This is a genomic window from Cyanobium sp. Aljojuca 7D2 (genome assembly GCF_024346415.1).
Taxonomy (GTDB): domain Bacteria; phylum Cyanobacteriota; class Cyanobacteriia; order PCC-6307; family Cyanobiaceae; genus Cyanobium_A.
On the sequence record NZ_JAGQCX010000002.1, the window covers coordinates 300,749 to 327,646 of the forward strand.

Annotated in this window: 30 protein-coding genes and 1 tRNA gene; 13 read left to right on the forward strand and 18 right to left on the reverse strand. The window is 67.9% G+C overall.

The window, feature by feature from the left end; translation table 11 throughout:
• Nucleotides 1-107: 107 nt before the first annotated feature.
• Nucleotides 108-668, forward strand: coding sequence for an elongation factor P (efp, locus tag KBY57_RS03790; RefSeq protein WP_254994533.1), 561 nt, complete (start codon nt 108-110; stop codon nt 666-668).
• 5 nt (nt 669-673) lie between these two features.
• A complete protein-coding gene (gene accB, locus KBY57_RS03795; protein WP_254994534.1) occupies nt 674-1,159 on the forward strand; it encodes an acetyl-CoA carboxylase biotin carboxyl carrier protein in 486 nt (161 codons plus the stop codon).
• 18 nt (nt 1,160-1,177) lie between these two features.
• Here the strand turns inward: accB and pdxA are convergent, their stop codons facing one another.
• The 3 genes from pdxA to KBY57_RS03810 all read right to left on the reverse strand — a co-directional run bounded on the left by pdxA (nt 1,178) and on the right by KBY57_RS03810 (nt 3,953).
• Nucleotides 1,178-2,227, reverse strand: a complete 1,050-nt coding sequence (gene pdxA, locus KBY57_RS03800; protein WP_254994535.1) for a 4-hydroxythreonine-4-phosphate dehydrogenase PdxA — start codon at nt 2,225-2,227, stop codon at nt 1,178-1,180.
• Between the two features lie 108 nt (nt 2,228-2,335).
• Nucleotides 2,336-3,286 (reverse strand): SDR family oxidoreductase, encoded by a 951-nt coding sequence (locus KBY57_RS03805; protein WP_254994536.1) that lies wholly within the window; start codon nt 3,284-3,286, stop codon nt 2,336-2,338.
• A 244-nt stretch (nt 3,287-3,530) separates the two neighbouring features.
• On the reverse strand, nt 3,531-3,953 hold the full coding sequence (locus tag KBY57_RS03810) for an HNH endonuclease (protein WP_254994537.1): 423 nt from the start codon (nt 3,951-3,953) through the stop codon (nt 3,531-3,533).
• 74 nt (nt 3,954-4,027) lie between these two features.
• Here KBY57_RS03810 and KBY57_RS03815 point away from each other — a divergent pair, with 74 nt between their 5' ends.
• Nucleotides 4,028-5,617, forward strand: coding sequence for a DEAD/DEAH box helicase (locus tag KBY57_RS03815; protein WP_254994538.1), 1,590 nt, complete (start codon nt 4,028-4,030; stop codon nt 5,615-5,617).
• 5 nt (nt 5,618-5,622) lie between these two features.
• Here KBY57_RS03815 and KBY57_RS03820 read toward each other — a convergent pair whose 3' ends face one another.
• Both KBY57_RS03820 and KBY57_RS03825 read right to left on the reverse strand, forming a co-directional pair.
• The gene (locus tag KBY57_RS03820) at nt 5,623-5,904 is read right to left on the reverse strand and encodes a hypothetical protein (RefSeq protein ID WP_254994539.1); all 282 of its coding nucleotides are present in this window, start codon (nt 5,902-5,904) and stop codon (nt 5,623-5,625) included.
• Between the two features lie 100 nt (nt 5,905-6,004).
• Nucleotides 6,005-6,457, reverse strand: coding sequence for a DUF6554 family protein (locus KBY57_RS03825; RefSeq protein WP_254994540.1), 453 nt, complete (start codon nt 6,455-6,457; stop codon nt 6,005-6,007).
• 133 nt (nt 6,458-6,590) lie between these two features.
• On the opposite strand from KBY57_RS03825, the gene KBY57_RS03830 reads away from it, so the two are divergent.
• Nucleotides 6,591-6,848 (forward strand): hypothetical protein, encoded by a 258-nt coding sequence (locus KBY57_RS03830; protein WP_254994541.1) that lies wholly within the window; start codon nt 6,591-6,593, stop codon nt 6,846-6,848.
• Between the two features lie 44 nt (nt 6,849-6,892).
• Nucleotides 6,893-7,138, forward strand: a complete 246-nt coding sequence (locus KBY57_RS14350) for a hypothetical protein (protein WP_409996396.1) — start codon at nt 6,893-6,895, stop codon at nt 7,136-7,138.
• Between the two features lie 572 nt (nt 7,139-7,710).
• On the opposite strand, the gene KBY57_RS03835 is transcribed toward KBY57_RS14350, so the two are convergent.
• From KBY57_RS03835 to KBY57_RS03855, 5 genes are all read right to left on the reverse strand, one after another.
• Entirely contained in the window at nt 7,711-8,463 is a 753-nt protein-coding gene (locus tag KBY57_RS03835; RefSeq protein WP_254994542.1) for a DEAD/DEAH box helicase, read from the reverse strand.
• 12 nt (nt 8,464-8,475) lie between these two features.
• A complete protein-coding gene (locus tag KBY57_RS03840; protein WP_254994543.1) occupies nt 8,476-8,757 on the reverse strand; it encodes a type II toxin-antitoxin system RelE family toxin in 282 nt (93 codons plus the stop codon).
• Nucleotides 8,747-9,001, reverse strand: a complete 255-nt coding sequence (locus KBY57_RS03845) for a type II toxin-antitoxin system Phd/YefM family antitoxin (RefSeq protein ID WP_254994544.1) — start codon at nt 8,999-9,001, stop codon at nt 8,747-8,749. Before KBY57_RS03845 ends, KBY57_RS03840 begins: the two co-directional genes overlap by 11 nt.
• Before the next feature lie 466 nt (nt 9,002-9,467).
• Nucleotides 9,468-9,539: transfer RNA gene (locus KBY57_RS03850), tRNA-Gly, on the reverse strand.
• Nucleotides 9,540-9,599: 60 nt separating this feature from the next.
• Complete coding sequence (locus tag KBY57_RS03855) at nt 9,600-10,751, reverse strand: pyridoxal-phosphate-dependent aminotransferase family protein (protein WP_254994545.1); 1,152 nt, start codon at nt 10,749-10,751, stop codon at nt 9,600-9,602.
• Between the two features lie 76 nt (nt 10,752-10,827).
• Here KBY57_RS03855 and cbiD point away from each other — a divergent pair, with 76 nt between their 5' ends.
• The 5 genes from cbiD to mrdA all read left to right on the forward strand — a co-directional run bounded on the left by cbiD (nt 10,828) and on the right by mrdA (nt 16,590).
• On the forward strand, nt 10,828-12,009 hold the full coding sequence (gene cbiD, locus KBY57_RS03860) for a cobalt-precorrin-5B (C(1))-methyltransferase CbiD (RefSeq protein WP_254994546.1): 1,182 nt from the start codon (nt 10,828-10,830) through the stop codon (nt 12,007-12,009).
• Nucleotides 12,010-12,056: 47 nt separating this feature from the next.
• Complete coding sequence (gene guaA / locus KBY57_RS03865; protein ID WP_254994547.1) at nt 12,057-13,691, forward strand: glutamine-hydrolyzing GMP synthase; 1,635 nt, start codon at nt 12,057-12,059, stop codon at nt 13,689-13,691.
• Between the two features lie 108 nt (nt 13,692-13,799).
• A complete protein-coding gene (locus KBY57_RS03870) occupies nt 13,800-14,381 on the forward strand; it encodes a hypothetical protein (RefSeq protein ID WP_254994633.1) in 582 nt (193 codons plus the stop codon).
• A 50-nt stretch (nt 14,382-14,431) separates the two neighbouring features.
• Complete coding sequence (locus KBY57_RS03875) at nt 14,432-14,830, forward strand: hypothetical protein (protein WP_254994548.1); 399 nt, start codon at nt 14,432-14,434, stop codon at nt 14,828-14,830.
• Nucleotides 14,831-14,832: 2 nt separating this feature from the next.
• Complete coding sequence (gene mrdA / locus KBY57_RS03880) at nt 14,833-16,590, forward strand: penicillin-binding protein 2 (RefSeq protein ID WP_254994549.1); 1,758 nt, start codon at nt 14,833-14,835, stop codon at nt 16,588-16,590.
• A gap of 1 nt (nt 16,591) precedes the next feature.
• Here mrdA and KBY57_RS03885 read toward each other — a convergent pair whose 3' ends face one another.
• From KBY57_RS03885 to KBY57_RS03900, 4 genes are all read right to left on the reverse strand, one after another.
• The gene (locus KBY57_RS03885; protein WP_254994550.1) at nt 16,592-17,728 is read right to left on the reverse strand and encodes a glycosyltransferase family 4 protein; all 1,137 of its coding nucleotides are present in this window, start codon (nt 17,726-17,728) and stop codon (nt 16,592-16,594) included.
• A 16-nt stretch (nt 17,729-17,744) separates the two neighbouring features.
• Complete coding sequence (locus tag KBY57_RS03890) at nt 17,745-18,938, reverse strand: NAD-dependent epimerase/dehydratase family protein (protein ID WP_254994551.1); 1,194 nt, start codon at nt 18,936-18,938, stop codon at nt 17,745-17,747.
• A 99-nt stretch (nt 18,939-19,037) separates the two neighbouring features.
• Nucleotides 19,038-19,205, reverse strand: coding sequence for a photosystem II assembly protein Psb34 (gene psb34 / locus KBY57_RS03895; RefSeq protein ID WP_254994552.1), 168 nt, complete (start codon nt 19,203-19,205; stop codon nt 19,038-19,040).
• A gap of 100 nt (nt 19,206-19,305) precedes the next feature.
• Nucleotides 19,306-20,139 carry a thiazole synthase gene (locus tag KBY57_RS03900; protein ID WP_315859769.1) on the reverse strand — a complete coding sequence of 278 codons (834 nt, stop codon included), beginning with the start codon at nt 20,137-20,139 and terminating at the stop codon, nt 19,306-19,308.
• Between the two features lie 58 nt (nt 20,140-20,197).
• Between KBY57_RS03900 and KBY57_RS03905 the strand changes: the two genes are divergently transcribed.
• Nucleotides 20,198-20,815 carry a hypothetical protein gene (locus KBY57_RS03905; RefSeq protein WP_254994553.1) on the forward strand — a complete coding sequence of 206 codons (618 nt, stop codon included), beginning with the start codon at nt 20,198-20,200 and terminating at the stop codon, nt 20,813-20,815.
• Nucleotides 20,816-20,834: 19 nt separating this feature from the next.
• Here KBY57_RS03905 and KBY57_RS03910 read toward each other — a convergent pair whose 3' ends face one another.
• Genes KBY57_RS03910 through rpmI form a run of 3 tightly spaced genes read right to left on the reverse strand, consistent with a single transcriptional unit; the run spans nt 20,835 to nt 21,995 of the window.
• The gene (locus tag KBY57_RS03910) at nt 20,835-21,377 is read right to left on the reverse strand and encodes a tetratricopeptide repeat protein (protein WP_254994554.1); all 543 of its coding nucleotides are present in this window, start codon (nt 21,375-21,377) and stop codon (nt 20,835-20,837) included.
• 19 nt (nt 21,378-21,396) lie between these two features.
• Nucleotides 21,397-21,744 carry a 50S ribosomal protein L20 gene (gene rplT, locus KBY57_RS03915; protein WP_254994555.1) on the reverse strand — a complete coding sequence of 116 codons (348 nt, stop codon included), beginning with the start codon at nt 21,742-21,744 and terminating at the stop codon, nt 21,397-21,399.
• A gap of 53 nt (nt 21,745-21,797) precedes the next feature.
• A complete protein-coding gene (rpmI, locus tag KBY57_RS03920) occupies nt 21,798-21,995 on the reverse strand; it encodes a 50S ribosomal protein L35 (RefSeq protein WP_094558996.1) in 198 nt (65 codons plus the stop codon).
• A 77-nt stretch (nt 21,996-22,072) separates the two neighbouring features.
• Here rpmI and KBY57_RS03925 point away from each other — a divergent pair, with 77 nt between their 5' ends.
• Together KBY57_RS03925 and KBY57_RS03930 are read left to right on the forward strand one after the other, a co-directional pair.
• Complete coding sequence (locus tag KBY57_RS03925) at nt 22,073-23,671, forward strand: SpoIID/LytB domain-containing protein (RefSeq protein WP_254994556.1); 1,599 nt, start codon at nt 22,073-22,075, stop codon at nt 23,669-23,671.
• 24 nt (nt 23,672-23,695) lie between these two features.
• Nucleotides 23,696-25,039 (forward strand): glycosyltransferase, encoded by a 1,344-nt coding sequence (locus KBY57_RS03930; protein WP_254994557.1) that lies wholly within the window; start codon nt 23,696-23,698, stop codon nt 25,037-25,039.
• A gap of 45 nt (nt 25,040-25,084) precedes the next feature.
• Here the strand turns inward: KBY57_RS03930 and KBY57_RS03935 are convergent, their stop codons facing one another.
• Nucleotides 25,085-26,890, reverse strand: a complete 1,806-nt coding sequence (locus KBY57_RS03935) for a DNA polymerase III subunit gamma/tau (RefSeq protein ID WP_254994558.1) — start codon at nt 26,888-26,890, stop codon at nt 25,085-25,087.
• Between the last annotated feature and the right edge of the window lie 8 nt (nt 26,891-26,898).

The following is a 26,898-nucleotide window of genomic DNA, read 5'->3' on the forward strand; positions in this document are numbered from 1 at the left end:
CTGTGTTGTTGAGCGGACTTTGGCACAACTCTCCAGCCCTCGGGATGCCCTGGGTCGGGCCCGCTCTGGTAGCCAGCCGTACAATCGCCCAGATCTGAACTGCCGGAATGATCTCCAGCAACGACTTTCGCACTGGTACTTCAATTGAGCTGGATGGCCAGGTCTGGAGGGTCGTTGAGTTTTTGCACGTGAAGCCCGGCAAGGGATCGGCTTTCGTGCGCACCAAGCTCAAGGCGGTGCAGAGCGGCAACGTTGTGGAAAAGACCTTCCGGGCGGGCGAGATGCTGCCCCAGGCCGTGCTTGAGAAGAGCACCCTCCAGCACACCTACATGGAGGGCGACGACTACGTGTTCATGGACATGGGCTCCTACGAGGAAACCCGGCTCACCGCCAAGCAAATCGGTGACAGCCGCAAGTACCTCAAAGAGGGCATGGAGGTCAACGTGGTGGCGTGGAACGGCAAGCCTCTGGAGGTGGAGCTGCCCAACTCGGTGGTGCTCGAGATCACCCAGACCGATCCAGGCGTCAAGGGCGACACCGCCACCGGCGGCACCAAGCCCGCCATTGTCGAAACCGGAGCTCAGGTGATGGTGCCCCTGTTCCTCTCGATCGGCGAGAAGATCAAGATCGACACCCGCACCGACAGCTACCTCGGTCGGGAGAACTGATCGCCATGCAGCTCAACCACGACCAGCTTCACCAGCTCCTGGCCCTTCTGGGAGACAGTGACATCCAGGAGTTAAAGCTCGAGGGAGACGATTTCCGCCTGGAGGTGCGTCGCAATCTCCCCGGCGTTGCACCGGCGGCGGTGGTTCAGGCCGCAGCGGCTCCTCCCCAGGTCCTGCCACTGCCTGCGGCTGCTCCCCTGCCGGCCACCCCTTCAGCCCCGCCCCCGCCCGCCGCGGCCAGCCGCGGCGATCTGCTGGAGGTCACGGCTCCGATGGTGGCGACCTTCTATCGGGCCGCGGCTCCTGGTGAGCCTCCGTTCGTGGAGGTGGGTGCTCGCATCAAGGTGGGCCAAACCGTCTGCATCCTCGAGGCGATGAAGCTCATGAACGAGCTCGAGTCGGAGGTGGGTGGTGAGGTTGTTGAGATCCTGGTGGAAAACGGCACCCCGGTGGAATTTGGACAGGTGCTGATGCGGGTGCGGCCGGCCTGATCGGTTTCGCTTGAATCCTCAGCCCAGATCCCGGGCCGTGCGCAGGGCTGCCGTCATGCTGTCGGCCCGGGCCAGGCCCTGGCCGGCGATGGCGAAGCCGGTGCCGTGATCCGGCGAGGTCCGTAGGAAAGGCAGGCCCAGGGTGGTGTTCACGGCCGCATCAAAGGCCAGCAGCTTCACCGGAATCAGGCCCTGATCGTGATACAGCGCCAGGTAACCATCCGGTCCCGAGCCTGAGCCCCTCCAGGCGCTTGCTGCGCTCAGCCAGCAGGTGTCGGGCGGCAGCGGCCCCTCCAGCCGCACCTGAGGATGGCGCTGGCGCCAGGCGTCCAGGGCCGCTTCCAGCCAGGTGGATTCTTCGCCGCCCAGTTTCCCCGCCTCCCCCGCATGGGGATTGAGCCCCGCCACCACCAGATGGGGTGCGGCGCTGAAGCGTTGGCAGAAGGCCAGCAGCGCATCGAGCTTGCGCTGCACCAGGGCGGCATTGAGCTGCTGGGGCACGGCGGCCAGGGGGATGTGGGTGGTGGCCAGCAGGGTGTTCAGGCGCCAATGGCCTGGGGGCGCCAGGGCGGTGAACAGCATCGAGGCCTCCGGGCTGCCCGTCAGTTCGGCCAGTCGCTCTGTCTGGCCTGGGTAGGTGTGACCCGCGGCATGCCAGCTGGCCTTGGCGATCGGTGCGGTGACCAGGGCCTGGCAGCGGCCGCTTTGCACCAGCTCAACGGCGTCGGTAAGCCAGGTGAAGCTGGCGTCCCCGCAGGCCGGCGTGCTGAGGCCAGCACGGCAGGGTTCGGCCAGGGGCCGGTCGATGATCTCCAGCTCAGCGGGATCCCGTAGCGGCTCCAGCCCGTTGGTGGCAGAAGCACGGCGGCGCAGCTGCTGGTAGCTGGTTTCCAGCCAGCGGCGACAGCCCACCAACAGGGGCTGGCAGGCCTCGGCCGAGGTCCATTCCGGTTGGGCCAGGGCTTTGAGGGTGACCTCGGCGCCGATGCCGGCGGGATCCCCCAAGGCAATGGCCAGCCGGACGGGCCTGGGGTTGGATGGGGCCTGGCTGCTGGTGGACGAGCCCATGCTGCGCTGGTTGGTGCTGGGGGGGTTGGTGCTGGGTCTGGGGACGGGATTCAGCAAGGGCTGGCTTGAGCTGCGCTGGGGTCGCTTGCTGGGCGACCTGGGCTTGCCCTATGTGGCGGATCCCGGTGATCTGGGGGACTGCCCGCCAGCCCGGCCTTCAGCCGCTCCTGCCGCCCCTTCCTCGGCCAGGCAGGCGCGGTAGCCCTCCCGGTAGCTGGGGTAGCGCAGCACGTAGCCGAGGCGCTGGCGCAGCAGCCGGTTGCTGGCTCTCCGGTTTTCGGCCCAGAAGCTACGGGCCATGGGGCTCATGCTGGCGGCAACGGTGTCGTAGCGCTCCATCGGCGGCAGGGTTTGCCCCAGCAGGTGGGCGGCGTAGCCCAGGGTTTCGCTGGAGGGGCAGGGGCAGTCGTCGGCCACGTTGACCACGGGCGGGCGCTGCTCCATCGGCAGGTTGAGGCAGTGCAGCAGGCCGCCGACGATGTCGTCCACGTGCACGCGCGAAAACACCTGGCCGGGTTTGTGGATCAGGCGGCTCTGGCCGGCCCGTAGGGCCGCAAACGGCGAGCGGCCGGGGCCGTAGATCGCTGGCAAGCGGAACAGTTGCACAGGCAGCCCACTGGCCAACCAGGCCTGCTCCGCCTCCAGGCGGGCCTGGCTGCGGCCGGCTCGGGCGGGGGTGGGGGCGGTTTCGTCCACCCAGGCCCCGCCGGTGTTGCCATAGACGCCGGTGGTGGAGAGGTAGCCCAGCCACTGCAGTGGCAGCTCCCGCAGCATCGGCTCCAGCAGCCGCAGCACCGGATCGCCCAAGCCCGGCTCGGGTGGCACCGACACCACCACGTCGGTGGTGCCGGCCAGGGCTGCGGCTGGCGGCAGGGAGAGCGCTTCGGGATCGCTGTTGAAGGGGAGCCACACCAGGCCGCCCGCGTCTGGGCGCAGCTGACGGCTGGTGAGCTTGACCGGCATGCCCTGCTGGCGGGCGGCCCGGGCGAGGCGCACACCGGTGTAGCCACCGCCAATCACCAGCAACTGCCGCTTGGACTTGACAAGCTCCTGGGTCATGAGTACATCTGTATTAGCGCTTTGCAATGGTCGCCATGACAGCTTCTCTCGCTCCCACTTCTCTGGCTCCCGCCTCCCTCTCCCGTCCCCGCATCACCCGGGCCTCCCGTTCCCTGCGCAGCCAGTCTGGGCCTCTGTCCGCGTCCCCGTCGCGCCCTGGTGCTTCGGGTGTCATGGTCCCGGCGGCACTGGCGGCGGTGTTGCTGTTGGTGGCGGTGGTGGTGGCCCCCGAGCGGCCCCAAGATCAGGAAGCCATCTGCCAGCGCCACAACGGGGTGGATGCCTGTCGCGTTTGGTGAGGCCCTGGAGCCGCCTGGGGCTGGTCGGGATGGGCCCACTGCAACAGGCGTAGGGCTAGGCGCAGGTCTCCGTCGGTCCAGGCCCGGATGGCCATGGCGCGGCGGGGGTCGTAGAAGGGCTGGCGGCGATACCACTCGAAGGCGTCCGCGTCGCCTTTGTGGCCGTTGCAGGCCAGGCAGGCCGGCACACAGTTTTCGGTCACGCTCAGGCCGCCCCGGCTTTGGGGATGCACGTGGTCGATGGATTCCGACCGCTCGCCGCAGTAGATGCAGCGTTGGTCGGTGGCGTGATGCAGGGATTGGCGCCAGCGTCTGACGCGCAACTTGGGGCAGAGATCCTCAAGGAAAACCGCATCCCTGGCCTGCATCGGCGCGCCTCGGTTGGCGGCAGTTTGCCCCCAGCGTCTGGGCTGTCAATGTGTCGAGGGTTGCACTTCCGCGGATGCGCTGTCTGCTGCGGTTGGGGGCGACAGGCCAGATCGAGGTGGTCAGTCCCTACGACGCGGTGACCCAGGCCCAGTTGCGGGCGATTCGCCCCCGGGGCGTCTGGTCGGGCCGGCAGCGCTGTTGGCACTTTCCCCTGGAGGCCGCCCCAGCGCTGCAGCGGGTGCTGGCGGGCCGCTTCCCCGTGGAGCCTGAGCTGGCCCAGTGGCTGGCCTGGATGGAGCAACCACTGCCCCCTCTGCCACTCCATCGGCAGCTGGTGGCAGCGGCCGATCTGCAGCGGCCCTTGCCGGATGGTCGTCAGCTGTTTGCCCACCAGCGGGCGGCGGTGCGGTGGTTGCTGGCCCGGCGTGGCGCGGTGCTGGCGGACGCCATGGGCCTCGGCAAGACCCTCTCCGCGCTGGCGGCGGCCCGGGCCATGGTGCGGCTGGCCGATTGCCGCATCCTGGTGATTGCCCCGGTTGGTCTGCATGGCCATTGGCAGAGCGAAGCGGCGGCCCTCGGCCTGCGGCTGGAGCTGCACAGCTGGGCGCGCCTGCCGCAGGCGTTGCCCCTGGCTGGCACCGTGCTGATCGCGGACGAGGCCCATTACGCCCAGAACGGCCAGACCCGACGCAGCCAGGGGCTGTTGCGGTTGGCCCGTCACCCCCGCTTGCGGGCCATTTGGCTGCTGACCGGGACCCCGATGAAAAATGGCCGGCCGGCCCAGCTGTTTCCACTGCTGGCCGCGATCGGCCATCCCCTGGCTCGCGATCAACGGGCCTTCGAGGAGCTGTTCTGTCAGGGCCACTGGCGCGAGCAGGGGGGACGCCGCCTCTGGCAGGCCAGTGGGGCTAGCCATCTCGAGGAGCTGCAACGGCTGGTTCGGCCCCTCGTGCTGCATCGACGCAAGCAGGATTGTCTCGATCTGCCCCCCAAGCACCGGCAGTTGTGGCCCGTGGCGTTGGATGACCTCCAGGCCCGTGGTTTTCAACACCGCCTGCAGATCAAGGTGGACGACTACCGCCGCCGGGCAGCCAGCGGTGAGGTGCGCCGCGATGCCGAGGTGTTGGCGGTGCTCACGGCCCTGCGTCAGATCGGCTCCGACTACAAGCTGCCGGCCACCTGCTCCTTGGTGGCATCGTTGCTGGCCCAGGGCGAGGCGGTTGTGGTGTTCACCGCTTTCGTGGCCACCGCCCAGTTGCTGCACCGCCGTTTCGCCGCCAGTGCGCTGCTCACCGGGGCCCTGCCACCGGCCCAGCGGCAGTTGCAGGTGGATGCCTTTCAGCGGGGCGATCACCCCCTGCTGATTGCCACCTATGGCACCGGCGGGCTGGGCTTCACGCTGCATCGGGCCCGGCATGTGGTGTTGGTGGAGCGCCCCTGGACGCCGGGTGATGCGGAGCAGGCCGAAGATCGCTGCCACCGCATCGGCATGGGGGCCGCCTTGACCAGCCACTGGTTGCAGCTGGGAGTGGCCGATCAGTTGGTGGATGGCTTGATCGCCAGCAAGGCCGAGCGCATTGCCCTGTTGTTGCAGCGCCGCCCCCATCGGCTCGAGCGCCGCAGCTTGCCGGCGATGGTGCGCGATCTGATCGATCGCTGGTAAGGGTTTCAGCGGCTGGGGCGTGGTTCCCGGCAGAGCTGCTGCCGCAAGGCCAGATCGGTGCGCAGCTGCGGGTCGAGGCGGCTGGCTGGCTGCGCGCGGGCCAGGGCTACCGCCCGGGTGATGTCGGCGCAGGCGGCCACTTCGTTGCCCGCCAGGCTGTGCAGCAAATAGCGGTCGTTCAGCGGGGCCGGGTTGTTGGGGAAGGCGGCCACCACGGCATCGCAGCGCCGGATCTGCTCGGCCAGCTGGTCAAGCTGCACGGCCTGGAGACAGTCATCGCTGCGCACCTGCCGCTGGGGCAGGGGTTCCTCCGCGCAGCCCGTGGCCAGGAGCAGCAGCCCGGTCAGGCTGGCCAGGCCGGTGTGGCGCCACGGGCGATGGGTCGACCTACTGACTGAGTCGCTCGCTGCGGGTAACGCCGCTGGGAGCCGCGCTGGTGCTGGCCTCTGGCTTGGGTTCGGGCTTTGTGAACAGGTCACCGAGATACCGGCCGCAGTCGGGAAAGACACTGGGGTTCTGGACCACCGCTTCCGTGATCATCACCGCGGCGTGCTCCGGCGAGGTCTTGAACAGCTTGTCGTTCTGGCGTTTGATCACGGCATAGGCCGCATCCCAGCTCACCTGATGGTTGTTGCCGCTGTTGCGCATGAAGCAATAGATCTGGGCGCCCTTGCCACCGGGTCCGGCGTTGGCCGCAGCGGTGTTGTTCTCCGCTGTCTGGGCCCGAACGGGCAGGCCACCGAGGCCCAGCCCCGCACCGCCAAGGGCGCTGATCAGGCCCACGCGGAGCAGGGCCCGGCGCAGCCGAGGACACAGTGGAGAAGACAGGCTCAGAGCCATGGCTGGGGGCAACGTCGAACAACCTGGCCCCAACGTATCGATCGGCCCGGCCTGGGTCGAGCCCTGGAGCAGCGGTCTGGTCTTGGCCTGGGCGGCTGGGTGTGTTGTCATCGGTTCCTCCGCTCGTTGCACCGTGGCTCCTGAGTCCGTGTCCTTCCGCATCAGCCGCAACGCTGAAGATCTGGCCTACACCGTGCATGCCCTGTCGCAGCGGTTGGTGAAGTTGGAGCAGCGCCTGGAAGCCCTAGAGCTGCAACTGGATCGCCAGGTCGAACGGGATCCGCAGGAGATCAGCAGTCTCGACAATGTGGAGCGTTTGTTGCTCGACTGCCGCGCCCTGCTCGAGATGGCAGAGCCGCCCGAGGACGTGTCCTACGCGACAGCAGCTTGAGCACGGGGGCTGGCCAGCGGTGTCACAATGGGAAGAAAGTGGCCATGGCTTACCCCACTGCTTCTCATCCGGGTCCGACTCACCTTGGCTCCCAGCCCGGATCGTCCAGCCGTTGCACCCAAGCCCCTCGCCCCGGATTGCCCCCCTCGTCTGGTGAGGGAGAGCATCAGTTGGAGAAACTAGAATTTGCTCTGGCTGTGGCCCTCACCCGCGGCGATGTTCAGCGTTCCCAGTCGCTGCGAGATCAAATTGCGGCCCTGGGTGGCAATCAGGAAGAGCCCGGTACGTGATGGCTTCCCCCGTGGCCTGAGCGTCCATCCAGGTCACGGCTTTGGCGATCGTCCTTCTTGGTGACACGTTTTCTTAGAGACATCGTCGTCTTGGTGACAACTTTTGACAGCAGCGGTTGCGATGACAGCTATTTTTTCCACGCCCATGCGATCGCCATCGGCAGCCCCCGTTCCTGACGAACGTCGCGGCCAGCTGCAGCTGGCCATTCGAGACCATGAAGCACGGGCTCAGCTCGCGGCTGAACAGGGGGACCTGGCTCAGGCAGCTCGCTTCATTTTGGCGGCTCTGGACGGTGAGCGCCGCATGGCTTCAGCGGGGCCCCAGGTGCTGCAACTGATCAAGCCCAGGGGCTAAGGCGCTTTGTTGATCGTGTCAGATTGTTGTTTGAATTCAGGGATATTTCTAACGTCTGCGAAATAAAGCTGTTTGTGAATCGAAGCGGGTGACCGGACTCGAATCGGCGACGTTCAGCTTGGGAAGCTTCTCGATTGATTGGCCTAACCGCCTGTACCGGTGTGAGTCTCGTAAGGCTTCAGGCTTGGATGTGAGAAGGTCTGTGAAAAGCTTTCGATCAGGCGCTTGCCATCGATAGCTGATCTGCAAGCAGCGCATAGCCCATGGCCCGATAGCCCCGCAGCCGTCGCTCCCACATCCGTTGGGTGATCGGATGGCCGAGATCAAGCCAATCGATGATGCGCACGCTTGTCTTGCCGCTCTGTTGTCTATGCAGGCGGCCGGCGTATTGCTGCACTGTGCCCTTCCACGACACGGGCATCGCCAGCAGCAGCGTGTTGAGTGGCGGATGGTCGAAGCCTTCACCCACCAGACGCCCGGTGGCCAGCACGATGCGGGATGCACCAGGAGGTAACGCTTCCAGCGCGGCCAGGGTGGCGCTGCGCTGGCGTGCGCTCAGCCGCCCATGCAACAGGAACAGGTTCGGCACCTCCCCAGCCAGAGCGGCGGCGATCGTCGTGATGTGATCGGTGCGCTCGCTCAGGAGCAACAAACTGCGGCCTTCACCCCAGCAGGCGAGAGCCTCCTCCACGATCCGCTTGGTGCGGCGTGGGTCCTCCGCCAAGCGGCGCATCAGCTCCTGGATCGGCAGATCGGTTGGCAGCCCCTCGAGCTGATGGGTGCGGATCACCAGCTCCAGGATCTGGGGTGCTCCGGCAGGCCGCTGGGCGGTGTGGCGAATGGGGCCGCACTGCATGAACAGGATCGGCTGCAGACCGTCGCGGCGCACCAGGGTGGCGGACAGCCCCAGCACGTAGCGGGCCTTCACCTGGCGCAGCCGATCTAGATCAGAGGGTTTGGCGTCGGCCATGGGGCATGCGCTTCAGCGCTGATCGGCATGCTGGTAGACAACATTGCGCTCCCGCTTGCCCACCGCCACGACAAGGACGAGGAGCTCATGGTCACGCACCTCGTAGACCAGACGGTACCCGGCGGTCCGCAACTTGATCTTGTAGCGGTTGGAAGATCCACGCAATTTGCTCGCTGGGATCCTGGGCTCAGTCAGCCGCTCGGCCAACTTGTTCTTGAACTGCTCCCGGATTCCTGGCGTCAGCTTCCTCCACTCCCGAAGGGCTTCCGGGTGAAAGGCCAGCTCAAAGGGCATCGAGGCTGACCCGCACCGGCTCCTGGCCGTCCGTCAGCCGGGCATCGGCGATGCGGCCCAGCTCCAGGTCGTCCACCAGATCCATCAGTTCTTCGTAGGCCCTGGCTGGCACGCAGTAGAAGGCCGGCTCGTTGCGGTTGAGCACCGCGACGGCCATCCCCTCTCCTGCCACCAGGGTGGCCATGGGGTTTTTCTTGTGTTCCGAGATGCTCACGGCTGTCTCGGCGAGTACGCGGTGGGCCATCAGCGGGACAGGAAGGCAATACACCACACTCTAGATCTCCAGCTAGGTCGCTGGAAAGGTCTCTGGACAGGTCTGGATCGAGTGGGTGGTGCCCGGCTGGTCTCCAGCAATTTTGGAGACCGTTCTGGGGAATTGTTTCCCTGTACTTGCACTGTCAGGCGACCGGGCGTTGATGCTGAAGCGGCTTGCCCTGATCACCTCCGGACACGATGTTGGGACGAATTCAGTTGACAACCTCGGCCCAGCCGTGATTCCGGACGATCCACGGCTGGACGGGACCATGAGTTCACCCTGCTCAGATGAATGCCTGACTCATCAATGGCGCAGTAATGAGAGAAGCTCTGTGAGAAGGTCGCTGTCACTCCCTGGCACTGCCGGTGATCGCCAGGCTCCGATTCGCGAACTGCCAGCCGATGGGAGAGAAGCCCAGCGCTTGATCTTCAGCGATTTTTAGTCCTGGACTAGAAGCGGGTGACCGGACTCGAACCGGCGACGTTCAGCTTGGGAAGCTGACATTCTACCACTGAATTACACCCGCAGAAGTGAAGTAAAGCTGTTTGGATTTTGCTTCACTTCACCAATGTACCTGGTCAGGACTTCAGCCGGCCAGGGCTGCTGCGCAGGCGGCCACGCCGGCACCTGGTGTGCCCTTGTGCAGACCAAGATCGGCCAAGGTGGCTTCGATGGCGGCCACGGCGGTGAGCACGTCGCGGTCGCACACGAAGCCCAGGTGGCCGATGCGGAACACGTGGCCCTTGAGGTGGTCTTGGCCGCCGGCCAGCAGGATGTCGAACTTCTCCTTCACGGCCTTGCGCAGTGCTTCGGCGTCGATGCCCTCGGGGGCCACGGCGGTGATGGCGGGGCTGCCGGTGCCCTCAGCGGCGTAGAGGGGCAGGCCGATGGCCTTCATGCCGGCCTGGGCGGCGGCGCGGTGGCGGCTGTGGCGAGCAAAGATCGCCTCCAGGCCCTCCTTCTGCATCATCTCCAGGGCCGCCTCCAGGGCGAAGTAGAGGTTGATGGCGGGGGTGAAGGGGTTGCTGTCGGCCTTGGCCGATTTGCGGTATTTGCCCAGATCCAGATAGAACTTCGGTAGGTCGGAGCGCTCGTAGGCGGCCCAGGCGCGCTCGCTCATGGCCACGAAGGCCAGGCCCGGCGGCATCATGTAGCCCTTCTGGGAGCCTGAGCCGATCACATCGAGGCCCCAGGCATCCATCGGCACGTTGCAGGCGCCGAGGCTGGTGACGCAGTCGGCAATCGTGAGCGCCGTGCCATGGGCACGCACGTGTTTGGCGATGGTCTCCAGGTCGTTGATCACGCCCGTGGAGGTTTCCGAGTGGGTGAGGATCACCGCCTTGATCGCCTTGGCTGTGTCGGCCTCCAGGGCAGCGCGGAAGGCCTCGGGATCGAGGGGCTGGCCCCACTCAGCCTTGATCACCTGCACGTTCAGGCCATAGGCCTGGGCCACCTTCACCCAGCGCTCCCCGAATTTGCCGTTGTCGCCGCAGAGCACCGTGTCGCCCTTGCTCAGCACGTTGATGATCCCGGCTTCCATGGCGGCGGTGCCGCTGCCGGTGATCACCAGCACGTCGCTGCTGGTTTGATGCAGCCACTGCAGCTGCTCGGTGGTGCGCTTGACGATCTTCTGAAAGTCGGCGCTGCGGTGGCCGATCGGGTGGCGGCCCATCGCCTGCAGGACGGTTTCCGGCACCGGGGTAGGGCCGGGGATCATCAGGGTGAGCTTGTCCTGCATGGGGTAGGGGGGCGCTGCGGCGGGCGGCGGCGGACCGCACAATCGACCACCATAAAAAACAGTGCTCTCCAGGCCCTTGGCCGAGTCGATCCAACCCCAGAACACCGCCGGGGATTTCACCGGGGGTTACACCGGGGGCTACACCGTGCCGGTGTGGCTCACTGCGGCGGCGCGGGCAGCCCTGCTGACCCTGCGGGGTGAACCCTGGGAGCGGCTGCAGCCGCTCTGGCTTGATCCCGCAGCCGCCCCTGGTGCACCTGGTCGCGAGCCCCGGCGCGTGCCGGTGGAGGCGGCTGCCCCCCTGGCGGATGGCTGGGTGCTGGCCATCGCCCGCTGCGATCCCGGCCCTGGCGTGCTCGATCTCACCCGCGACCTGGCCCTGTGGGTGCTGCTGCGTTGGCAGGAGGGGCCCGGCGACTGGCTCACCTTGCGGGCCGGAGCGGGCGTGGGGGTGCTGCAGGCCAGCGGCGAGCCCTGTCTGTCGACCTATGCCCGCCAGTTGCTGGAAGCCAATCTCCGCCCCCTGCTGCCGCCGGGGCGTCGTTTGGAGCTGCAGGTGGTGATTCCCGAGGGACGCCGGCTGGCGGAGCGCACCAGCAACGCCGCCTTCGGGGTGGTGGAGGGCCTGGCCCTGATCGGCACCCAGGCCGAGGTGCAGCGCAGTGCCGCCCCTGATCAGCTGGAGGCGGCTCTGGCGGCGCTGCGCCAGCGAGCGGCAGCTCCGCAGTTCGCTGGCGATCTGGTGCTGGTGATCGGCGAGAACGGCCTCGATCTGGCGCCGCGTCTGGGCTTGCCGCCCGAGCTGGTGGTGAAGGCGGGCAACTGGCTCGGCCCGTTGCTGGTGGCGGCGGCCGAAGCGGGGGTGCAACGGCTGCTGCTGCTGGGCTACCAGGGCAAGCTGATCAAGCTGGCCGGGGGCATCTTCCACACCCATCACCACCTGGCCGATGGCCGCGCCGAGGTGCTCACGGCCCTGGCGGCCCTGGCGGGCCTGGGGGGCGAGGCGCTGCAGGCCCTGCACGACGCCCCCACGGTGGAGGCGGCCCTGGCCGAGCTGGCCCAGCGCGATCGCCCCCGGGCCGACCAGCTCCGCCAGCGCATTGCCGCGGCGGTGGAGCAGCGCAGCCAGCGCTACCTGGTGCGCTACGGCCAGGAGGCGATGGCGGTGGGGGCGGTGCTGTTTGATCGGTCCCGCCAGATCTGCGGCCAGGGCCCGGTGGGTCTGGATCTGCTCACGGCGCTGCGGGGTGTTGCCTGAGGGCGCCGCCTAGGGTGGTCCGAATGCCCCTGGGCCCAGCGTTGTCGATGTCTCAAACCGCGTCCCCTATCGCCGCGTCCAACTCCTCAGCGTCGCCCCGGCTCGACGCCGCTTCCCAGTCGACACGCCATCCGGCGATTGTGATCTTGGATTTCGGCTCCCAATATTCCGAGCTGATCGCCCGACGGGTGCGGGAAACGGAAGTGTTTTCCCTGGTGATGGCCTACACCACCACGGCCGAGGAGTTGCGGGCGATTGCACCAAAGGGGGTCATCCTCAGCGGCGGCCCCAGTTCGGTTTACGAGGCGGGCGCTCCGGTGTGCGACCCCGGCATCTGGGAGCTGGGCATCCCGGTGCTGGGGGTTTGCTACGGCATGCAGCTGATGGTGCAGCAGCTGGGCGGTTCGGTGGTGGCCGCTGGCCGCGCCGAATACGGCAAGGCGCCGCTGCATGTGGATGATCCGGTGGATCTGCTCACCAACGTCGACGACGGCTCGACGATGTGGATGAGCCATGGCGACTCGGTGGAGCGCCTGCCGGAGGGGTTTGCGCGCCTGGCCCACACCGACAACACGCCCGAAGCCGCGGTGGCCGATCACCAGCGCCGGCTGTATGGCGTGCAGTTTCACCCCGAGGTGGTGCACTCCATCTGCGGCATGGCGATGTTGCGCAACTTCGTGTACCACATCTGTGGATGCGAAGCCGACTGGACCACCGCTGCCTTCATCGACGAAGCGGTGGCTGATGTGCGCGCCCAGGTGGGCGACAAGCGAGTGCTGTTGGCCCTTTCGGGCGGCGTCGACTCCTCCACCCTCGCCTTTTTGCTGCACAAGGCGATCGGGGATCAGCTCACCTGCATGTTCATCGACCAGGGCTTCATGCGCAAAGGCGAGCCCGAGTTTTTGGTGGAGTTCTTCGACAAGCGCTTCCACATCAATGTCGAATACATCAACGCCCGCGAGCGCTTCATCAACAAGCTTGATGGCGTGACCGATCCGGAGGAGAAGCGCAAGCTGATCGGCACCGAGTTCATTCGCGTGTTTGAGGAGGAGAGCAAGCGCCTCGGCCCCTTCGACTACCTGGCCCAGGGCACCCTCTATCCCGATGTGATCGAGAGCGCGGGCACCGGCATCGACCCGAAAACCGGGGAGCGGGTGGCGGTGAAGATCAAGAGCCACCACAACGTGGGCGGCCTGCCCAAAGATCTGCAGTTCAAGTTGGTGGAGCCCCTGCGCAAACTGTTCAAAGACGAGGTGCGCAAGGTGGGCCGCAGCCTGGGCCTGCCTGAGGAGATCGTTGGCCGCCACCCCTTCCCGGGGCCGGGTCTGGCGATCCGCATCCTGGGCGAGGTCACCAGCGAGAAGCTCAACATCCTCCGCGATGCCGACCTGATCGTGCGCGAGGAGGTGAAGGAGGCCGGCCTCTACAACGAGATCTGGCAGGCCTTTGCCGTGCTGCTGCCGGTGCGCAGCGTGGGCGTGATGGGCGACAAGCGCACCTACGCCTTCCCGATCGTGCTGCGCTGCGTGTCGTCGGAAGACGGCATGACGGCGGATTGGTCGCGCCTGCCCTACGACCTGCTGGAGACCATCTCCAACCGCATCGTCAATGAGGTGAAGGGCGTCAACCGGGTGGTGCTCGATATCACCAGCAAGCCTCCCGGCACGATCGAGTGGGAGTAGGGGGGTGGGAGTAGCCCCGGCGGTCGACCTTCGATACCATCGGCTCCCAGCCCAGCCGTCGTGACTGCCGCCTCCGCGCCCCCCAGCTCGACACCCCCGGATCCCGACATGCAGCGCCGGTTGCAGCAGGACAGCATCGTGCTGGGCGGGAAAACGGTTTACCTCAACCCCTTTCTCTACTGGCGCCGCTTCGACGCCAACACCGACCGGTGGCTGCGGGAGCCCGGTCAGTTGATGGAGGATCAGATCGCCAGCAATCGGGCGCGCTTCTACCCCGAGATCGACTGGGAGCTCCTGGATGACGCCGAACGGGCCGCCAAGGATGGCGCCGTGGAGATGTTTCTCAAGAGCCTGGAGCTGATCAGCACCTTCAACCCCGAGCTCACGGCCGGCCAGTTGCTCGAGGTGGAGCGCAAGATGGCGGTCACCAAGAAGAAGTCGTTTGAGCGCTGGGTGGCCCGCTCCCTGCGCCGGCGCCAGCAGGAGGAGGACAAGGCCCGGCGCCGTTTCGATCGGGAGCGCACCCTGCGGGCCTGGAGTGAGTGGCTGGCCTTGGATGTGACCCGCCAGGCCCTGGTGCCGCTGGCCTCGCTGTTGGTGATTGCGGTGGGGGCGGGCTGGTGGTGGGGCAGCCAGCAGAACTGCCGCCAGGTGATCGTCGATCCGGGCATCCAGCGCCCGGCCCCCTAACGCCGGCCGGGCGCGCGTCAGACTGCAGATTCTGAGCCAGGACCGCCGCCATGGCCACCGACCCCCTCGATGCCCTCCGGCTCACCCTCATGCAGGATGTGCTGCCCGTGGGGCTGGCCGTGGTGGAGCGGGCCCGCAAAGGCGGGGCCCAGGAGGTGATGGCGGCCTTCGATGGCCGGTCCGACGATCCCCTCGGCACGTTGCGCCAGGAAGGCGAACCCGCCGCCAGCGAGCTGCGCCAGGGGCTGGATCGTGTCCGACCCGGTCTGGGCAATCCCGTGATGAAGGTGGAGGTGCACGATGTGGCCGCCGAGGCTGCGGACGCCCGGGTCGCTGATCCCCAGGACGCCTTGGAGCTGCAGCAGGGGTTGGCCCGCATTGCCGAGCGGTTGGAGCAGCTGGAGCAACGGCTCGGCAGCCCAGAGAGTTTGGCAACCGGCAGCAACTGAGCATGGCGTTTGGTCCGGCAGCGTCGCGCCACACCGGCATGGGCCGTCAACCGGCTGTGTTGCTGCTGGTGGTGTTGCTGTTCAGCAGCGCCATGGTGGCGCGCCTGGCTTGGCTGCAGCTGGCCCACGGCGCTGAGAACCGCGCCCGGGCCGATGAAAACCGGATCCGGTTGATGCCCCGTAATCCAATCCGGGGCCGGCTGTTGGATCGCCATGGCCAGGTGCTGGCCACCAGTCGCCTCACCTACAACCTCTACATCCAGCCCCGGGAGGTGGGTGATGCCCAGTGGCCGGCCCTGCGGGAGCGGCTGGCTGCGGTGATCGGCGTTGATCCGTCCCAGCTGGAGGAGCGGCGCCGCAGCGGCGCCAATGCGGAAGGATTTCGCATCGCCCTAGCCAGTGGCCTCAAGCCCGAGCAGGTGCTGCGCTTCCGCGAGCAGTCCGCCGGACTGACGGGCGCCGAGGTGGATGTGGACATCCTGCGCAGCTATCCCCATGGCCGGCTGGCGGCCCACGTGCTGGGTTACACCAGCGGCATCACGGAGGAGGAATACGACCAGCTACAGGTCAAGGGCTACCGGATCCGCGATCGGGTCGGCCGCAGTGGGCTGGAGAAGCAGTTTGAACGCCACCTGCGCGGCGAGTGGGGTGGTCAGCAGGTGGAGGTGAATGCGGCGGGTCAGGTGCAGCGGATCCTGGGGGAGAAGCCCGCTCGGGCTGGCCAGGATCTGCGCCTCACCCTCGATCTGGCTTTGCAGCAAGCGGCGGAGCGGGCCCTCGATGGGGTGCGCAAGGGGGCGATCGTGGCGCTCGACCCCCAGACCGGGGCGATCCGGGCCCTGGCCAGCCGCCCCAGCTTTGATCCCAACGTCTTTTCACCTGGTCCCAGCAGCCGCGAGTGGGCCAACCTCAATGCCCCGGACGCGCCCCTGCTCAACCGCGCCTTCCAGGGCTTCCCCCCCGCCAGCACCTTCAAGATCGTCACCTCCGTGGCGGGGCTGGAATCGGGCCGCTATTCGGCCGATTCCAAGGTGATGACGATGAATTCGTTCTGCTACGCCGGCCTTTGCTACGGCGACCATGGCGCCCATGGGGCCATCGGCTTTCCCTTCGCCCTGGCGGTGAGCAGCAACACCTTCTATTACCAAGTGGGGCTCAAGGTCGGGCCCGATGAGCTGTTCAAGGCTGCGCGCCGCATGGGCTACGGCCGGGTCACCGGTGTGGAGCTGGTGGAGGAGGAGACCCCAGGGCTGCTGGGGGATCAGGCCTGGAAACGGGAGGTGCTGGGTGAGGGCTGGACGCCGGTCGACACCATCACCTCGGCGATTGGCCAGGGGGCCCTGCAGGTGACCCCGATCCAGATGGCCCGCCTCTACGCCGCGGTGGCCAATGGCGGCTGGCTGGTGACGCCCCACTTGGTGGACCGCCCCACCGAACGCACCTGGATCGGACTCAAGCCAGCCACCCTGCAGGTGCTGCGCGATGGGTTGCGTCAGGTGGTCACCAACGGCACCGCCACCATGCTCAACGATCCCAGCCTGCCGCCGGTGGCGGGCAAGACCGGCACCGGCGAGGATCCGCCCCGGCCCGACCATGCCTGGTTCGGCGGCTATGCGCCGGCCGACAAACCCACCTTGGTGATCATTGCCTTCGGGGAAAATTCCGGCGGCTATGGCGGCACCGTGGCGGTGCCGATGGTGAAGGCCCTGATGATGACCTGGTTCCGAGGCAGCCTGCCCAGCGCGGCCGCCCGAACCTGATTCAGGCCACCAGCTGAAGTTTCGGTTGCTCCAGCAGCGTGCGGTAGTAGCCGCGTAGCTGCTCGGTGGCTCCGGCCCAACCCCAGCGTTCGGCTTCCTCGCGGGCGTTCTGGCGCAATTGGGCCCGCTGGCTCGCATCCCCGAGCAGGCGTTCCACGGCCGCGGCCAGACTGCCTTCCTGGTTGGGCTCGTACAGACAGCCGTTCACCCCGTCACTGACGATGTCGGGAATGCCGCCCCGGTTGGCGCCCACCACGGGGCAGCCTGCTGCCATGGCTTCGAGCAGCACCAGCCCCAGGGTTTCGGTGCTCGATGGGAACAGGAAGGCGTCGCCGCTGGCGTAGGCGGCCGCCAGGTCTTGGCCGGCCAGATAGCCCACGAAATGGGTGGGGGTGCCGGCAAAGATCTTTTCCAGTTGCTGGCGGTAGGGGCCATCGCCCACCAGGGCCAGGCGGGCATCGGGCATGGCGTCGAGCACCGGCCGAATCCGCTCGATCTGCTTCTCGGCTGAGAGGCGGCCGATGTAGAGCAGCAGCTTGCCCGTGTCGCTCTGGCCGTTGAGCAGCCGCGCCCGCATGGCATCGGAGCGCAGCGAGGGCTGAAACAGCTCGGTGTCGACACCGCGTTGCCACAGGTCGGTGTGCTGGATGCCCTTCTCGCTCAGCTCCTGCACCATCGCCGTGGAGGTGCAGAGGTTGAGGCGGGCCTGGTTGTGGGCGGCTTTGAGCAGCTCCCACAGCAGGGGCTCCAGCATGCCCATGCCGTAGTGCTCGAGGTACTTGGGCAGGTGGGTGTGGTAGCTGGCCACCAGGGGGTAGGCCTTGGTTTTCGCCAGCCAGATGCCGCCCAGGCCCAGCACCGCCGGGTTCACCACGTGCACAAGGTCGGGCTGGAAGCGATCGAGGGCTTCGGCCACCGCTGGCCGCGGCAGGGCCAGTTTCAGCTCGGGATAGAGGGGCAGCGGCATGGCGGGCACCCCCACCACCCGGGCTCCCATGTAGGTGTCCGGCGCGCCCTCGGGACAGAAGATCAACACTTCATCGCCGGCGGCCACCAGGTGCTGCACCGTCTTGGTGAGGCGCGTGACGATGCCGTCCACCTTGGGCAGGAAGGTCTCGGTGAAAAAGGCGATCTTCAAGGGTGGGGGGCCGGCGTCAGACCGTTTGGATGGCCTGGGCCTGGGTGCGGGTCCAGGCGGACTGGCAGGGGATGCGGCTGCGGTCGCAGCGGTCGGCCCAGCGACGGGCCACGTCCACCACCTCCGCCAGCAGGCCATCGTCGAGGGTGGTGGGGTTGAGGCCCAGCTCGATGAAGCAGCGGTTGTCGACGATCAGGTCGTTTTCGACGGCCTCGTTGCGGGGGTTGGGCAGGTAGTTGAGCTCTGCACCCGTCAGGTCGGCCACCTTGCGGGCCAGTTCACCCACCTGATGGCTCTCGGTCATCTGGTTGAAGATCTTGACCCGTTCGCCCCGGCTGGGGGGGTTTTCCAGGGCGAGCTGCACGCACTTCACCGAGTCGCGGATGTGGATGAAGGCGCGGGTCTGGCCGCCGGTGCCATGCACCGTGAGCGGGTAGCCGATGGCTGCCTGCATCAGAAAGCGGTTCAGCACGGTGCCGTAGTCACCGTCGTAGTCGAAGCGGTTGGTGAGGCGTGGGTCGCGCTCGGTGGCCTCGGTGTTGGTGCCCCAGACGATGCCCTGGTGCAGGTCGGTGATGCGGATCTGGTCGTTTTTGTTGTAGTAGAGGAAGAGCAGCTGATCCAGCGTCTTGGTCATGTGATAGACGCTGCCCGGGCTGGCCGGGTGCAGGATCTCCTCCTCGAAGCGGCTGCCATCGGGCTGGGGCACCTCCACCTTGAGATAGCCCTCGGGGATGGTGGCGCCGCGGTGGGAGCCGTAGCCGTACACGCCCATCGTGCCCAGGTGCACGATGTGGATGTCGAGGCCGCTCTCCACAATGGCGGCCAGCAGGTTGTGGGTGCCGTTGACGTTGTTGTCGACGGTGTAGCGCTTTGTGGCGCTGCTCTTCATCGAGTAGGGCGCGGCCCGCTGCTCGGCAAAGTGCACGACTGAATCAGGGCGCTCGGCCACCAGCAGATCCACCAGCCGCTGGTACTCATGGGCCAGGTCGAGGTGCACGAAGCGCATCGGCTTGCCGCCCACCTGCTCCCAGGCCTTGAGGCGGTCGCCCATGGTGGCGATTGGGGTGAGCGAGTCGACCTCCAGGTCGACATCGATCTTGCGGCGGCTGAGGTTGTCGATGATCACCACCTCGTGGCCCGCATCGGCGAGGTTCACCGCGCAAGGCCAACCACAGAAGCCGTCGCCACCGAGAACGAAGACCTTCATCCCAACCCCCATTCCGACCTCATTCCGAAAAACCCCAGACCCCTGCAGGACGAGCGGATGCTCTGCCTCGCAAGCTACTACAGGCGTTCGGCCACGGGCTCAGCTGATCTGGGCGGCTAGCAGCACCAGCACACCCACCAACACGGCGCCGCCGATCAGCAGCACCCGGGAGCCGGCTGTGTTGGCTTCGCCCTGCTCCATCACCACCATGCGGGGTTCGCGGGCGAAGGCGTTGAGCCGGCCGCCGTCTTCTTCGGTCACCTGCATGGGGAAGGGAGCGCAAGGACGATCAAGTTATGGATGCTGTCCGGCGCTGCCAAGCCCCTGGCACCGTTCGTCACAGAGCAGTTCGTCACAGAGCGCCCCCTCACAGAGCGCCCACCCGGCCGGTGCTGGGGGAACTGGCGCTGGCCTGGCCCCGGACTGGCAGCCGGCCGGCGTGGAAGGCCGTGCGGCCGGCTTCCGCCGCCAGGGCCATGGCGCGGGCCATGGCCGGGGGATCGCCCGCCAGGGCGATGGCGCTGTTGATCAGCAGGGCGTCGGCCCCCATTTCCATCGCTTGGGCAGCCTCACTGGGCACACCGATGCCCGCGTCCACCACCACCGGCACCGTGGCGTTTTCGATGATCAGGGCGATGTTGGCGGCGTTGCGGATCCCCTGGCCCGAGCCGATCGGTGAGCCCAGCGGCATCACCGTGGCGCAGCCCGCCTCCTCCAGCCGCTTGGCCAACAGCGGATCCGCATTGATGTAGGGCAGCACGGTGAAGCCCTCCTTCACCAGTTGTTCGGCCGCCTCCAGGGTGCCGAAGGGGTCGGGCAGCAGGTGTTTGCTGTCGGGGATCACCTCCAGCTTCACGAAGTTGTTGTCCTCCTGGCCGGCCAGCTTGGCCAGCTCCCGCCCCAGGCGGGCCACGCGGATCGCTTCCTCGGCAGTGGCGCAGCCGGCGGTGTTGGGCAGCATCCAGATCCGCGTCCAGTCGATGGCGTCCATCAGGCCTTCATGGCCGGCGGCCTGGCTTTGCACACGCCGCACCGCCACGGTGACGATCTCGCAGGCACTGGCGGCCAGGCTGGCCTGCATGGCCTGCAGGCTGGGGTACTTGCCGGTGCCGGTCATCAGGCGGCTGCGGAAGCGGCGACCGCCGATCACGAGCGGATCCCGGTCGGTGTGCGGATCGCTTGGACGAACGGGGGTGACCACGGAGCAGGCCTAGATCTCGGCAACGGTCCTAGCCTCCCATCAGTTGGTAACCCTTGTCGTGTCCATCGCCGTGCTTCGGGCCGCCTGGCCGTTGGCTGCTCTGTCCCTGGCTGTTTTGCCCCTGCTGGCATCTCCCGCGATGGCCGCCACCCCCCTGGCCAGCGACGCATTTGTGCCGTTCACGCCCCCTGCGGGCTCGAGTTTGGGTGGGGAGTCGCTCAGCGGGCTGGGCGGCGCCGAAACCTTCGATCCTGTGGCCAGGGCTCAGCTGTTGGCGCGGGAGATGCCGCTCAACTGGAGCGGGCGCTATCAGTCGTTTGGCCAGTCCCAGGCCGTCAACGCCGAGCTGCGGCTGGCCAGTGTCACGCCGATGGGCCAGATGATTGACCTGCGCGGTGAGCTCACGCTGGGCGGGGTCACCACGCCGGTGCAGGGCAATCTCAATGCGGAGTCGGACCAGCTCGATTTGCTGATGCTCTGTCAGTGCGAGGTGGCAGGTCTCGAGCCCGGCGGGGTGTTCACGGGCTTGCAGGGGCTGCAGCTGTCCGGTTGGCAGGCGCCTCGGCTCACCAACCCAGGTGGCCGTCTGGATCTGCGCCCGGTGAGCTCCAGCAGTGCAGGCAGCTCAGGCGGGATGGGCCGTGCTGCTGGTGCAGCGGTGCGCGGACTCTGGTAAGCGCAGGGGATTGGCCGGTTCAGGTGGCTTGGTTGAGGCCGGCCTTGCGCTCGAGCAGCTTCAAGCGTTTGCGCGCTGTTTTGTTGCTGGCATCCAGGGCGATCACCTGCTCGTAGGTGGCCCGGGCCTCTTCCAGCTTGAGCTGCTTTTCGAGGGCGTAGGCCAAATTGTTGAGCGCCACGGGATAGGCCGGCTTGGCCTCCAGGGCCAGGCGGTAGTGGCGGAGGGCGCCCTTGTAGTTGTTTTGGGCGGCCAGCGCAAAACCCAGGGCGTTTTGGATCACGGCCTGGGCTTCGGGGGGTTCCTTGGCAGCTTCGGCCTTCTTCAAGGCCTGCTTCAGAGACTCGGCGGCCTGGCCATAGAGCCGCTTGCGCAGCTGGACGGAGCCGAGTTCGTAGAGCGTTGCTGCATCGGAGGGCTTGGCCGCATCCTTCTGTTCCAGCTTGGCGAGGGTGACCTCATCGGCCCGCACCCGCCAGATCTGACGGGCCACCACCACAGCGGCGACCCCGAGGAGAACAATCAGCCCAATCAGGTAGGCCTGCGGCAGGAGGGCGTCCAAGGAGACCTACAGATGAAACTCAGTTGTTGGCGGCACCCACCACGCTGGCGAAGCTGGCCGGATCCACCACGGCGAGCTGGGCCAGCATTTTGCGGTTGATGCGCACGTCAGCCTTCTTCAGGCCCCCCATCAGGCGGCTGTAGCTGAGGCCGTTGAGGCGGGCGGCGGCGTTGATGCGGGCAATCCACAGACGGCGGAAGTCGCGCTTGCGGCGACGACGGTCGCGGTAGGCGTTGCACAGCGCCTTCATCACCCGCTGGTTGGCGGTGCGGAAGAGGGAACCGTTGCCGCCGCGGAAGCCGCGGGCGAGGCGAAGGATCTTGTTACGGCGTTTGCGGGCAACGTTGCCCCTCTTGACGCGAGCCATGGCAGGGAATCAGAAAAAATAAAAACTTGAGGATGCGGCGGCGGGCCTGCAGGTCAGGCGTAGGGGAGCATGGCGCTCACGTTGTCTGCATCGCGCTCGTCAACCACCGCCATGGTGCCCAGGTAGCGCTTGCGCTTGGGGCTCTTGTGGTCGAGCAGGTGGCTGCGGAAAGCCCGACGACGCAGGAACTTGCCGCTGCCGGTGGCCTTGAACCGCTTGGCGGCTGCTTTGCGGGTCTTGAGCTTCGGCATGTCTCGCGTCGCGGCGGGCACAAACAAGCAGAGTACGACGTGGCAGTGCCTTCCACCAAGACCCCCGACCCACCGCGATGCCCTCCTCCCGGATCTCCCCGCCCCAATCGCTGTTGCCGGCGGCGGTCTGGATGGGTTCGCTGCTGCTGGCCGGGGGCTGTCGGGCGGCGGTGCCTCCGGTTCCCTCGGCGGCGGTGCCCCCCTCTGCCCTGCATTGGCCCGTGCCGCCCCTACCGGCGCTGGCCGCTGCCTCACCCGTGCTCTGGGTGGCCCTGGCGGCCCATCTGCGCCCGCCGGCTCCCCTGGAGCTGCGCAGTGCGGCCGGCAACCTCACCCTGCAAACCGCCAGCGGCCAGCGGTTTCAGGCGCCCCAGCTGCAGCTGCACTGGCGCAGCGAGCCCCTGGCCGATCCCCTCAACCTGCGGCGCCAGGTGTGGGGCCCCTTCGCCAGTCATGAAAGTGCCCAGGAGGCTGCAGCCCGCTGGCGCCAGGCCGGAGCCAGCCCGGTGATCGCCCATCCGGGGGAGTGGGAGGTGTGGGCCGCTGCCGATGCGCCCGTGCCTGCGGGGGTAATCGTGCGGCGGCTGGAGCAGCTGCAGCGCCAGCGCCTGGTGTTGGAGCTGCGGCGCCCCGATGGCCCGCTGCTGCTGGAGGGCCCGTTGCGACTCGAGGCGCCGGGGGGCCTGCGTTGGCAGGGGGGCGTGTTTGCCGGCCCGTTCCGGCTGCAGAGCGATGCCTACGGCAGCTGGACGCTGGTGGAGGAGGTGCCCCTGGAGCGCTATCTGCTCGGCGTGGTGCCCCACGAGATCGGGGCCGGTGCTCCCCCGGCCGCCTTGGCAGCCCAGGCGGTGCTCGCCCGCACCTGGGCCGTGCGCAACCAGGAGCGGTTTGCGGTGGATGGCTACCACCTCTGCGCCGACACCCAGTGCCAGGTGTATGGCGATCCGCGCCAGGCCGGTGCGGCGGTGCGCCAGGCGATCGGGGCCACCCGCCACCAGGTGTTGGCCTGGCAAGGCGCCCCGATTCATGCGGTGTATCACGCCACCAACGGCGGCATTGCGGCTGGGTTTGAGGAGGTGTGGAGCGGCGAGGCCCTGCCCTACCTGCGGCCGCGGGTGGATGCATCACCTGCCGTGCAGGCCCGCGTGGCCCTGCCCCTGGAGCCAGCCCGCGTGCCGGCGGCCCTGGCCGCCACCGCCCAGGCCTACGGCTTCGACCATCCCCGCTTCCGCTGGAGCCGCAGCCTCGATGCCGCCCAGATCCAGCAGGCCCTCAGCCGTGCCGCCCTGCCACTGGCTGCCCCCACCCGTGTGGCGGTGCTGCAGCGGGGCCCCAGCGGCCGGGTGCTGGCCCTGGAGATCGAGGCGAAGGGCTCGGCTGGTGCCCCGCAGCGCCTGGTGCTGCGGCGCGATGCCATCCGCCGCACCCTGCGGCAGTTGCCCAGCACGTTGTTTGTGGTGAGGCCCGATGGTTTGGGGCGCTGGCGTTTTGAGGGCGGTGGTTTTGGCCATGGCGCCGGTTTGTCGCAGGCCGGTGCCATCGATCTGGCCCGGCGCGGCTGGAGCCTGGCGCGCATTCTCGAGCTCTATTACCCGGGCACCAGCCTGCAGCCCTTGGACGCCTTGCCAGGTGCCAACCCCATGGGGCCCCACAGCCCTGCCGCAGGCTCCCTTTAGAGTTCGGCCACTTCCGGGATCGCCATGGCTGCGGGTGACCGTTCCACCGATCACCGTCGTGGCAAGTCGGCCCTCTTCCTGATCGGTTGCGGCTGGGCGGGGCTGGCCCCCCACTGGCTCTCCGAATCCCTGCGCCTGATTCCTGCCCTCAGCCTGGCGCTGCTGCTGGGGAGCTACAGCTTGCGCACGGTGTTGTTGCAGGCTTTCCGCCCCGCGTCTCCCCCTGCGGCAGACCCCCCCCAGCCCCCTGAGCCGCTGCCGGCGGTGGATGTGGTGGTGGCCGCCCGCGATGAGCAGGCCGTGATCGGCCGGCTGGTGGAGCGCATCGCCCAGCTGCGCTACCCGGATGGCCAGCTGCGGCTCTGGGTGATCGACGACGCCAGCCGCGACCGCACCCCCCAGGTGTTGGCGGAGCTGCAGGAGCGCCACCCTTTTCTGCAGGTGCTGCGCCGGGAGCCCGATGCCGGCGGTGGCAAATCCGGTGCCCTCAACCTCGTGCTGCAGCAATTGCAGGGGCGCTGGATGTTTGTGCTCGATGCCGACGCCGATCTCCAGAGCGACACCCTGGAGCGGCTGATCCCCTACGCCGAAGCGGGTGGCTGGTCGGCGGTGCAGCTGCGCAAGGCGGAGGTGAATGCCAACGCCAACTGGCTCACCCGGGCCCAGGCCATGGAGATGGCCCTGGATGCGGTGATCCAGCAGGGCCGACTGGCGGTGGGCGGTGTGGCGGAGCTGCGGGGCAACGGCCAGTTGCTGCGCCGCGATGCCCTGCTCAGCAGCGGTGGCTTCAACGAGGCCACGGTCACCGACGACCTCGACCTCAGTTTCCGGTTGCTGCTTGATGGTCAGCCGATCGGGATCCTGTGGGACCCGCCGGTGCAGGAGGAGGCCGTGCTCAGCCTGGCGGCCCTGTGGCGCCAGCGTCAGCGCTGGGCCGAAGGAGGCCTGCAGCGCTTCTTCGACTACGGGCCGGGCTTGCTCTCGGATCGGCTCAACGGCACTCAGAAACTCGATCTGGCCAGCTTTTTCCTGCTTCAGTACGTCTTGCCCGTGGTGGCGATCGCCGATCTGCTGGGCGCCGTGCTCACCCGCACCCCACCGACGATCTGGCCCCTGTCGTTTGTGGCCTTCGGTCTCTCGGGCGGCGCGATCCTGGCCGGCTGCCGCCGTCCTGGCGAAGGCCCGGCGCTGCCGGCGATGAATCCCTGGAACCTGGCCCTGGGCATCGCCTATCTGGCCCACTGGTTTGTGGTGATTCCCTGGACCAGCCTGCGGATGGCCGTGTTGCCCAAGACCCTGGTGTGGGCCAAAACCATGCACCTCGGCGAAGACGAGGAGGCCCCGATCGAGGATCCGGCCACCGCCTGAGCCAGAGGGATCATCTGAGCTCTGGGTGGTTCAGACCGCCGTGGTTCAGGCCGCCGCTTCGTTGGAGGGAATGCCGTCGAGGGGGCCATCGAGTTCGATCACCTCGCCGTTGAAGAACTCGGCCAGCCGACGGGCCTTCTCATCGAGGGGAGCGGCCTGAGCTGGAGCCGGCGCTGGAGCTTGAGCTGGAGCGGGGGTTGGAGCAGGCGTTGGAATCGCAGCCGCAGCCGGCTGGGCCATTGGGTTCATGGCCACCGACGCGGGCGGGGTCACGGCCGCTGGAGTTGCGGCAGGAGCTGGGGGCGCGATCACCCGGGCGACCGCTGGCGCTGGGGCGGCGCTGGGGGGGGGCGTGTGTTCGCCCCCGCCTTCCAACACCAGCTGCCGCGGGCTGCCCAGGGCCTTGGCCACGGCGGCCTCCAACAGGGAGGCGCGGCTCTGCACCATGGCCATCCAGTTGCCGGCCACCTGCACCACCGCCCGGCGCTCGTCGAGGCGCACCAGCTGGGCCTGCTGGGACAGCAGCATGCGGGTGGAAGGCAGCTCCAGCCCGGCCAGGATCTGTTGCCACAGCTCTGGCAGGTTGGTGGTGTTTTCGGCTGCCGCAGCTGGTGCCGCCGCCGCCGCTGGTGGTGCCGGGGTGGCCGGCAGGGGGGCGGCCGCGGCCACAGGACTTGGCGCTGGAGCTGGGGCGGGTGCGGGGGTTGATGCAGGCGCGGAGACTGGAGCGGCCACCGGAGCCGCTGTTGCTGTGGCAACCGGTTCGGCCAGCAGGCCCAGCAGCAGCACCTCCAGCCACAGGCGCGGGTTGACGCTGTGGCGCAGTTGCTGCTCGCTGCCCTTGAGCTGGGCCTGCCACTGCAGCAGGCGCGCCTTGCCGATGGAGCGGGCCAGATCGGGCAGCTCGGCGCGGAACTGGGGCGACACGCTGGTGAGCTCGAGCCGGTCGGGGGCGGTGCCGGCCAGCACCAGATCCCGCAGCAGGCTGACCAACCCCTGCAGCACCGCGGCGGGCTCCCGGCCCCGCTCCAGCAGCTCCCGGCTGCCCTCCAGCAGGGCGAGGGGTTCGGCGCCAGCCAAGGCCCGGGCCAGCGCCAGCAGCTCCTGTTCCGGCACCGCCCCCAGCAGCTCCCACACCGCCGTGGCCTCGATCGGTGCCGGCAGCAGGCTGAGCTGATCCAGCAGGCTCTCGGCGTCGCGCAGGCCCCCCTGGGCCCGCTGGGCCACCACGTGCAGGGCTTCGGGGGTAATGCCGATCGACTCCTGCTCGGCGATCCAGCCCAGGTGCTGCTCCAGAGCCTGCAGGGGGATGCGGCGGAAATCGAAGCGCTGGCAGCGGCTGAGGATCGTGGGCAGCACCCGCTGGGGGTCGGTGGTCGCCAGCACGAACACCACCCGCGGTGGCGGCTCTTCGAGGGTTTTGAGCAGGGCGTTGAAGGCAGCGGTGGAGAGCATGTGGCACTCGTCCACCACGTACACCTTCCAGCGGGCCTGCACCGGTGCGAAGCGGGAGCGCTCGATCAGCTCGCGGATGTTGTCGACGCCGGTGTTGGAGGCGGCGTCGATCTCGATCACATCGAGGGCGTTGCCGGCGGCGATGGAGGTGCACAGCTCGCACACCCCGCAGGGCTCGGGTGTGGGCCCCTCACTGCCGATGCAGTTGAGCGAGCGAGCCAGGATGCGGGCGCTGGAGGTTTTGCCGGTGCCGCGCGGGCCGCAGAACAGGTAAGCCGGGGCGATCCGGCCGGTGCGCAGGGCGTTGCCCAGGGTGGCGGCGATCGCCTCCTGGCCCACCAGCTGGTCGAAGCGCTGGGGCCGGTACTTGTGGTGGAGGGGCTGGTAGCTGGACATCGCCGCTT